This is a genomic window from Bacillus sp. 7705b (genome assembly GCF_002289525.1).
Lineage (GTDB): Bacteria > Bacillota > Bacilli > Bacillales > Bacillaceae > Bacillus > Bacillus halotolerans.
In genome coordinates, this window is the sequence record NZ_NSDH01000077.1 from 1 (window position 1) to 8,907 (window position 8,907).

The window sequence follows — 8,907 nt, forward strand, 5'->3', positions numbered from 1 at the left end:
CCTTTCCATGCCTCCAAGAGCGTTTGTTTTTCTGTTTCGTTGACGAGTGACAGACTGGAAAGCGGCTGGTTTGGATTTTCCGCCACAGCCCGCAATAATCGCAGGACGTATTCACTCCATTGCTCAGCAGTTTCTCTTGAGAATAGGTCAGTCGCATATTCCAGCTGCAGACCGATGCCGTTTTCGTCAGCGAAACCGCCTAATGTAAGGTCAAACTTGGATGTTCCTTGATGTGCCTCATAAGGTGAAATCGTGAGATCTTGCAGCTTAAGCTGTTCTTTATCAGGGTTTTCTGTCGTAACCATCACGTTAAACAAAGGATTCCGGCTCATATCCCGAGGGAGGTCTAACTGGTTGACCAAGTCTTCAAACGGATACTCCTGATGCTCAAGTGCTGACAGATTTGTCTCCTTCGCTTGCTCCAGAAGCTCTGCAAACGTCTGCTCTTCCCTTGCTTCCATTCTCAGTGCGAGCGTATTGACGAACATCCCCGGCATGTTTTGCACGTCGGCATTCGTGCGGCCTGCTGTAACCGAGCCGATCACGATATCCCGCTGTCCGGAGATTTTGCTTAAAAAGACATGGAAGACGGTGTGAAGCACCATATGCAAAGTCGTTCCCGTTTCTGCGAGCAGTTTTTCAATCGCCTTTGCCGTCCCGCTTCCCGCGCGGAAACGGACAGTATCCCCTTCAAAGCTTTGAACAGGCGGTCGGGTGTAATCAAGCGGAAGGTCAAGCTCCGGCAGTTCGCCTGAGAGAACTGATAGCCAGTATTGCTCATGCTCCTTCATCCGTTCTTTCTGTCCGGCTTCATTTTGCCAAACAGCGAAATCCTTGTAATGAAGCTTCGGCTCCGGAAGCTGTTCGCCTTTATAAAGCAGTGCCAATTCTTTAACGAAAATACCTCTTGATACACCATCCGCGATAATATGATGCATATCCAATAGAAGCAGATGTTTTTGGTCTGCGATTCGGAGTAATGCCGCGCGAATGAGCGGAGCGCCGCTTAAATCGAATGGCCGGATAAATTCTTTAATCTTCTGTTCCGCCTCGCCCTCTTCTGCATCAAACACGTGAAGATCAATTGAAGCCTCCTCAACAATGCGCTGGACAGGCTCTCCGTCTGCTTCCGTAAATGACGTGCGCAATGATTCATGACGGTTTACGAGCTGGTTGAGTGATTCCCGCAGGCGCGAAATATGAAGCTCGCCTTCCATAAGAAGAACCGATGGCATATTATAGCTGATCGTCTGCCGGTCAAGCTGATTGAGCACGTACATCCGTTTCTGCGCGGATGACAATGGATACACATCCTGTTTGTCAGCAGGCTTCAGCATGTGATAGCTGCCTGATGCTGCCGATTCCTCCATATAAGCCGCCAGCTGGCGTACAGTCGGCTGCTCGAACAGCGCTTTAAGCGGCACGGTTTTCTCCAATTCTGCCTGTATATTGGCGATGAGCATCATTCCTTTTAGTGAATGGCCGCCTAAATCGAAGAAGTTGTCATCGATTCCGATCGCTTCAATGCCAAGTGTTTTCTGCCAGATGCGGCAAAGGCTTTCTTCAAGCGCTGTTTCCGGAGCAGCTGACGCTTCATATCCGGATTGCGCTGCGTTCGGCTTCGGCAATGCGTTTCTGTCGGTTTTCCCATTTGCCGTGAGCGGGATAGCGTCCACCTGCACAAAGAAGGCAGGGATCATATGAGACGGCAGTATTTGTGAAAGCTGTTTCCGGAGCTCTGCTTTTTCAATGGCTTGATCCGCCGTATAATACGCGCAAAGCTCCTGAAGCCCGCCCTCAGAAACCGCAAGCACAACCGCTTCCTGAACTTCGCTGAGGCTGAGCATGACCGTTTCAATTTCTTTCGGCTCTATGCGGTAGCCGCGGATTTTCACCTGATCATCAGCCCGGCCGATAAATTCAATCGTGCCGTCAGCCAGTCTCCGGACGACATCTCCGGTCTTGTACATCAGGCTGCACGGCGCATACGGGTTTTCCACAAATTTCTCGGATGTGAGCTGAGGACGGCTGAGATATCCTCTGGCAAGCCCCTGTCCCGTGATATATAGCTGGCCGCTCGCTCCCGGAGGCACAAGCTTCAATGACTCATTTAAGACAAGTGCGCCGGTATTGGCAATCGGCCGTCCGATTGTCGGCCGTTTCGCGAATGTGTCAGGTTCAGTCAGGTCAACCCGTCCGGCAATGGCGCCGATCGTTGCTTCGGTCGGACCGTAGTGATTGATAAATTCGGTATGCTGATATACCTTGCTGAAAGCTAAAACATCAGCCGGAATGATCTTTTCTCCTCCCAACACAATCAAGCGCAGGGATTCAAAGTGCGGCTCCTTTGTAAAGCTGGCTGTGTTCACCATCGTATGGAACAGGGACGGTGTCAGCTTGATATACGTGATGCCGTGTTCCTTGATATAACGGCCAATCTGATCGGGCGCCGTATATGTTTCTTTCGGCACAATGTGAAGCTCACCGCCTGCTTGAAGCACAGGGAAAATGCTTGTATACCCCAAGTCGAATGCGTAAGACGAAAGCAAGACAGACTTATCCGTTTCAGCCAGCCCTGCCTCTTTGCTAAACCAAGAAACATAGTTTGTCAGATTGCGATGCTCAATCTGCACACCCTTCGGCTTCCCGGTCGTGCCGGATGTGTAAATGATATATGCAAGATTCTGAGGCCCAGAAATCGGTTCCGGACGCTCCTTGCTTTCGTTCCGCCAATCCGCTTGATCGATGTTGATGACGGTTCCTTGATATTGCCCTATGGCAGTCATATTTCTTTCATTCACGACTGTAAATCTCGCACCGCTGTCTTCTAATGAATAGCGGATTCGTTCCTCAGGCGTATCCGGATCAATCGGAAGGAAAGCTGCTCCCGCCTTCATGACACCAAGAACAGCTGTCATTAGATCAGCTGAACGATCCATGACGACGGCTACGATGTCTTCACTTCCTGCCCCGTGCGCGCGCAAATGATGCGCCAGCTGGTTCGCCTGTTCATCGAGTTCACGGTAGCTCAGCTGGTTTCCGCCAGAAATCACAGCCGGATGATCAGGTGTTTGCTGCACCTGTTTTTCGAAAAGTGACGCAAACGTGTCATTGCCAGAATGAGTGGTTTGTTTTTTCTCTTCAAGCAAAGCTGCCGTTTCAACTGGTGAAAGAATCTCCAAATCAGACAGCCGTACGTTCGGATTAACCGCAGCTGCTTTGATCAAATTGACGAAGTGGCTGCTCCAGCGGCGGATCGTCTCGTCTTTAAACAAGGCAGTTGCGTAGTCAAAGCTTAAACCGATTTCTTCTTCCCATTCGACAGCTTCCAAGGACAGATCAAATTTCGCCACGTGATGAAGCATGGAATAGGAAGAAATCTTCAAATCTCCTAATTTCAAAGAAGGAATCTCCATGTTCTGCATGTTGAACATGACGCTGAACAGCGGGCTTCGGCTTGTGTCCCTTGTGAGCGGCAGTTTTTCAATCAGCTCCTCAAGCGGATAGCTTTGGTGCTCGAATGCTTGCAGACTGACCGTTTTGACTTCGTCTAGGAATTGTGCAAAGGTTTTATCCCCCGCAGGCGCTGTCCGTAATGCCACCGTGTTGACAAACATACCCGGCACACCTTGCAGATCAGGATGCGTTCTGCCCGCAGTCGGTGAGCCGACGATGATGTCATCCTGTGACGCGTACTTAGAGAGCAGTACATGAAATGCGGCTAAAAGGAACATGTACATTGTTGTGTCTGTTTCTGACAGCAGCGATTTGATTTGAGCTGTGATTTGTTTATCCAGCCCGAACATGACGCGCTCCCCGGAAAAGCTCCGTTCTGCAGGCCGCGGGAAATCCGCCGGAAGATCAAGAACCGGCAGCTCGCCTTTAAACGTATCCAGCCAGTATGCTTCATCCTTTTGATGATCCGCACGTTCTTTTTGCCAGACAGCGTAATCTTTATAGTGAATCTGCGGGAGCTCCAGATCTGCGCCTTGATAGATTTTGGCGAGATCGCCGATGAGAATGCCTGTCGAGCTGCCGTCCGTAATGATATGATGCATATCAATGAGCAGCAGATGGCGTTCTTCTTCAAGCTGGACAAGCTTCGAACGGACGAGCGGCGCGCGGTTTAACTCAAACGGCTGAATAAACGATTTGATCAGCTCTTCCGCGTCTTCTTCCCGTCCCTTGGCAGCCTCCAGCTGGAACGATATGTTTTTATGAACGGTCTGTACGACTTCTCCGTCTATCATGTCAAACGACGTACGGAGAATTTCGTGCCGGCTGATTAATTGCTGAATCGCATGTTCAAGCCGGTCTTTGTTTACTTCTCCCTCCAGCAAAAGTACAGCAGGGACGTTGTAGCTTGTGCTTGCTTGTCCAAGCTGATTGAGGATGTACATTCTCCGCTGGGCCGGGGAAACAGGATAATGCTGCTGATAAGGTGCTTGCCTGATCGGTTCAAACGTCTGCTCCTCCTTGCTTTCGCTCTCTTCCAAATACAGTGCCAGTTCTTGAATGGTCGGCTTTTCAAAAAGCACTTTAATCGGTACTTCCTTGTGGAAATGCTCTTGAATTTTCGCCGTCATCATCATGGCCTTCAGAGAATGTCCGCCGATCATAAAGAAGTTATCTGTAACGCCTGCTTTAACGCCGAGTATTCCTTCCCAAATCTCGGCTAATTTCTTTTCACTCTCTGTTTTGGGTGCTGCATATTCAGACTGCACAGCGTCTGATTGAGGCGCAGGCAGTTCTTTTTTATTGATTTTTCCGTTTGGCGTGAGCGGCAGGCTGTCCATCTGGATCAAATGGGCAGGAACCATATAGTCAGGCAATGATTGAGACAGCGTTTTTCTCAGCCCGCTCACAGACACTTCGCGATCCGCTGTAAAGTACGCGCAGATTTCATTTTCATCCGCTTTGTTTTTGCGAATGATCACGGCAGCCTCTGTCACATGTTCGGCCATGTTCAATTTGGTTTCGATCTCCCCAAGCTCAATCCGGAACCCGCGCACCTTCACCTGGTTATCAATTCTTCCTAAAAACTCGATATTCCCGTCCGGAAGCCATTTCGCCAAGTCGCCAGTTCGATACATTTTTTCACCCGGTCTGAATGGATCTTCGAGAAATTGCTTCTTCGTCAGCTCTGGGAGGTTGACGTAGCCCCGTGCCACGCCGCTTCCGCCGACACACAGTTCACCGGGCGCGCCGATCGGCTGCAGGCGCTGCTGCTCATCCATGATGTATGCAGTGGAATTTCCGATTGGCTTCCCGATTGGAATTGAACCGCTGTACTCGCGATCAATCAGAAAGCTTGTAGAAAATGTCGTATTTTCTGTCGGTCCGTACCCGTTCCACAGAGAAAGCGACGGCGATGCCTGTTTCACTTTACTTACAATATGCGGCACGAGCGCGTCTCCGCCGATGATTAAATGGCGCAGTGTGCCGAACATGCCGGCATCCTTTGCAGCAAGCTGGTTGAATAATGGCGAGGTCAGCCACATCGTCGTAATTCTCTGCTCACGGAGGAACGCTGAAAACCGTGTCGCGTCAAGCAGTGTCTCTTTTTTCACCGGATAAAGCGCAGCGCCGTTCAGCAGCGCGCCAAAGACCTCAAATGTACCGGCATCAAAGCTGACAGCTCCCGTTTGCGCCATGCGGTCTTCTTCATGAACAGGAACGTATCCTGCATTTTTAACGAGACGCAGAATGCTTTTATGTTCGATCATGACGCCTTTCGGTTTTCCGGTCGAACCTGACGTGTACATGATGTAAGCCAGGTCAGACGGATCGGCGGGCAGATTCAGATTGTCTGCCGTTTCATTCCCTTCAAAGACGCCTTCCAGCGGGAGAACCGGTACTTGCAGCTGATTTGCCTGTTTTGTATATGCCTCTCCAGCTAAAGCGATCCGAATTGAGCTGTCCTCCGCCATGAAACGGAGCCGATCCTCCGGAAGTGCGGGATCAAGCGGCACATAAGCGGCGCCTGCTTTTAAAACAGCCAGCATGGCGGCAACAGTGTCTGCCGAACGGTCATTCATAATGGCTGCTGTTTCACCCTTTTGAAGACCTTGCCCGATGAGCTTTCTCGCCAGGCGGTTCGCCGCTTCGTTCAGCTCGCGGTATGTCAGCTCGGCTCCTTCATATACGAGGGCAGTACTTGCCGGTGTCCGCTTTGCTTGTTCTTCAAATACTTGATGAACAGCCATTCCTTCAGGGAGTTCTGATGAAGTGCTGTTAAAGGTCTCCACAATTTGCCGCTGCTCTTCTTCTCCCACAAGCCCGTGCTCACGCACAAAAGCGTCCGGCCGCTCAACAGCGGCTGTCATCATGCGGGTGAGATGTCCTGCTGTCCGTTCAATAAAAGCAGAATCAAATGCAGCGCCGTTATATTTGATTTTGACGGTCCAGGTTTTACCCGGGTAAACAATGAGGTTGAAATCAAAGCTTGTTTGTTCAAATGCGCTCTCAACCTTAATAGAGAACCCGAGCCGGTCTTCCATGCTGCCGTTTTCAAGCTCTTGATCAAGTGGATAATTTTCAAAAGCGACGAGATGGTTCAAAAGACTGCTGTCCAAGGCTGAACGTTTTTGAATCTCGTAAAGCGGCACGTAATCGTAGCGCTCCGCCTCCACCGCATGCTGCTGAACGTCTGTAAAAATATCAGCGAATGTAGACTGCTGATCAACCTTTACACGCACCGGAATGGTATTGATAAAGAGCCCCGCCATTGTTTCAATTCCGTTGATTTCAGACGGCCGTCCCGATACGACCGTGCCGAAGACAACATCATTCGTAAAGTTATATTTGCTGAGGACGATTCCCCAGATCGCCTGAAACAGGTTAGGCCCCGTCACTTGATGGCGGTTCGCCGTTTGCTGAATGCGTGCAACCAGTTCCTCATCCCATGTAAATGAGTATTCTCTGTTCACATACTCTTCTTTTTTCTCCGGCAAGCGGCCCGGGAGCACGCTTGGCTGTTCAAAATCCGCCAAGCGTTCGCTCCAGTAGCCTTCCGCTTCTTCATTATCCTGTTTTCCAAGCCACTTAATGTAGTCGGAATATGGCTTTCCCTGCCCGTTTGCAGGTGTGCGGCCTGCTCTGAGCGCTTCGTAGTTTTGGAACAGGCTTTTCATCAGTACGCCCATGCTCCAGCCGTCCATCATAATATGGTGATTGCTCCAGACAAGATACAGCTGATCTGCATCAAGGCGGAAAACTGCCACTTTGAACAAAATGTCTTTTGCCAGGTTAAAGCCTTGGTGCTGAACGTCTTGTTTGTAACGCTCGATGTGGTCTTTCTGGCGATCCTCGTCTGCATGACTGATATCTTCATAGTGCACCTTTGTCTTGCGTTCCGCTAACACAACCTGACGCGGCTTTTGCAGCTGCTGGTGCACAAATACCGTACGGAGAATATCGTATGACCGGATCAGTTCATTGACGCTTTTCTCAAAGATTTCTAGATCAAAAACACCTTGAATGCCAAGCTCTAATTGTGTGAAGTAAGAGGAAGAATGCGGATCAAGCATCGCATGATACAGCATTCCTTCCTGCATCGGTGTAAGTGCATACACCTTTTGAATCGATTTTTTGCTCATATGCCACCTCTATTAAAAAATTTCCATTAATTTATCAAGCTCATCCAGCGTCAAATCGTCGTCGCCAAGGTCACTCGGCGTCAGTTCCGTGCCATCTTGAGATAGGCAATGTTCAATGATTCTAAGAAGATGGGCCTTAAAGCTGTCACTGAATGTCTGTATCGTTTTTTCATGAAATTCGAGAGAGTGATAGGCCAGTGACATCGTCAGTTTTCCGTTTTCAATATATCCGACAACATCAAGCGCGTTCGGTTTTTCCGTTTCCGGACTTAATGACTGTCCTGACGGCAGCTCTGATCTCGTGAATAAACCTGCATCCGACATTTCATCGAACTGACCTAAATAGTTAAAGCTGACATCCGGCTGAATGGAGAACGCCACATCTTCTTTATGCTCCGGCGCCGTCAAATAGCGCAAAATGCCGTAGCCCACTCCCTTATTCGGGATATGTCTGATGTCTTCTTTCATTTGCTTCAGCTGATAAGCCAGTTCATCCGCGTGCTTCATATCCAGCACCATCGGGAACATACTCGTAAACCAGCCGACTGTCCGGGAAATGGTCAGGTCTTCTACTATATCTTCACGTCCATGCCCCTCTAAATGAACACTCACTTGCTCCTGACCTGTCCACTCCTTCATCGCCAATCCGAATGCCGTCAGCAAAATATCATTCATTTCTGTGTGATAAGCCTCATGCACCTTGGTGGTAAGCTGTTCTGTCTCTTCAGCAGTCAGCGAAAATTCGATTGTCTTTGTATGTTTCATTCGCTGATCACTAGATTCGCGGTCCTTCGGAAGCTTCACCGGGACAGTCTGTTCTTCAAGCTGTTTCCAATACTCTTTTTCTTTCAAAAAGGCTTTGGAATTTGCAAAGTCTTGTAATCTCTCTGCATACTCCGCAAACGAATGGGTTTTCTGCGGAAGAACCGGCTCGTTCCCTTGCTCCAGCTGTGTATAAACCGCGGCGAAATCCTCCAGTAAAATCCGCCACGATATACCGTCAACCACTAAGTGGTGAATCACAAGCAGCAAGTGATCTCCGTCTTCTGCTTGGAACAAGCCTGCTTTTAACAAGCCGCCTTCATTCAAATCGATGCTGCTTTGCAGACGCTCCGCTTCTCTCTCTATGCGGTCTTCATGATCTATAGCCTGCCCCTCAAGTTTGGTGATCTCTAAGTGAACAGAGACAGCATCAAGCCCTTTGTTAAATTGAACGATCTCCCCTTGTTCCTCGCGGTAGACCATGCGAAGCGCGTCATGATGCTCAATCAGTGCCTGTAATGTCTTTTCAACCCGTTCAGGATCGAAG

Annotated in this window: 2 protein-coding genes; both read right to left on the reverse strand. The window is 49.5% G+C overall.

What is annotated here, in order from left to right:
* Positions 1–7,598: surfactin non-ribosomal peptide synthetase SrfAB (gene srfAB, locus CJU60_RS22260; protein WP_095714852.1), on the reverse strand; the 7,598-nt coding region annotated here is incomplete at its 3' end.
* A 12-nt stretch (positions 7,599–7,610) separates the two neighbouring features.
* On the reverse strand, positions 7,611–8,907 hold a 1,297-nt coding region (locus CJU60_RS21250; RefSeq protein WP_255238367.1), incomplete at its 5' end, for a condensation domain-containing protein.